General features: G+C 60.4%; 1 protein-coding gene. It reads left to right on the forward strand.

All coding sequences use genetic code 11. From position 1 onward, the window contains the following. Positions 1-131 precede the first annotated feature (131 nt). Entirely contained in the window at positions 132-923 is a 792-nt protein-coding gene (locus tag ACW9HW_RS30135) for an AraC family transcriptional regulator (protein ID WP_457402975.1), read from the forward strand. The last annotated feature ends 47 nt before the right edge of the window (positions 924-970 follow it).

Genomic DNA, 970 nt, shown 5'->3' on the forward strand with positions numbered 1-970 from the left:
ACCAACCGAATCTAAGGCGGTAGGATTTACCTACAACATAGAATCTCCCACAGAGGGCTATCGGTGTTGAATAGATGAGTGACATGGCTTAGCGTCGCGTTATCCGCCGTCCCGCAACACAAGGCCATTCAATGCCGACCAACGGACAAGTCTCCCTCGAACGCAGCATCCCACCCCTCACCGCATTACCGCGTCCGCTGTACGCCCGGGTGGAGAGCCTCAATGCCGGCTCCTGGACACCGTCCCATCGCCACGACTGGGTGCAATTTTCCTACGCCATCAGCGGGGTTCTGGGCGTGCACACCGCTGAGGGCAGCTTCTTCGCGCCGCCGCAGTGGGGGATCTGGATTCCGGCGGATCTTGAGCATCAGGTGGTGACGTCGATGCGCGCCGAAATGCGCAGCCTGTATGTACGTCGCGAGGATTGCCCGTGGGCGGACGAGCGTTGCCGGGTGCTGGAAGTGACGCCGTTGGCCCGGGAACTGATCAAGAGTTTTTGCCTGCTGCCCGTGGAATATCCACAGGGCGACAGCCAGGAAGCGCGACTGGTGAGCGTGCTGCTGGATCAGTTGGCAGCGCTGCCGGAGGTCGGCTTCTCCCTGCCGTTGCCCCGCCATGAACGGTTACTGGGGTTGTGCAACGAACTGATCGAAAACCCCGAAAGCGGCGTGACCTTGCAGGCGTGGGCAGAGCGTTTGGGCACGTCGGAGAAAACCCTGATGCGGCTGTTTCAGCGCGAAACCGGGTTGAGCTTTCGTGGCTGGCGCCAGCGCATGCGCTTGTTGTCGTCGTTGAGTTTGCTGGAGGAGGGGGACAGCGTGACCAATGCCGCACTGGCCTGTGGGTATGATTCGACGTCGGCGTTTATTGCGGCGTTCAAAAGCCTGTTCGGGTTTACCCCTGGAGAATTGTTTCGGCAGTAAAGGCCTCTTCGCGAGCAGGCTCGCTCCCACAAGGACAGCGAATAACC

The sequence above is a fragment of the Pseudomonas sp. SDO5532_S415 genome, assembly GCF_054071155.1.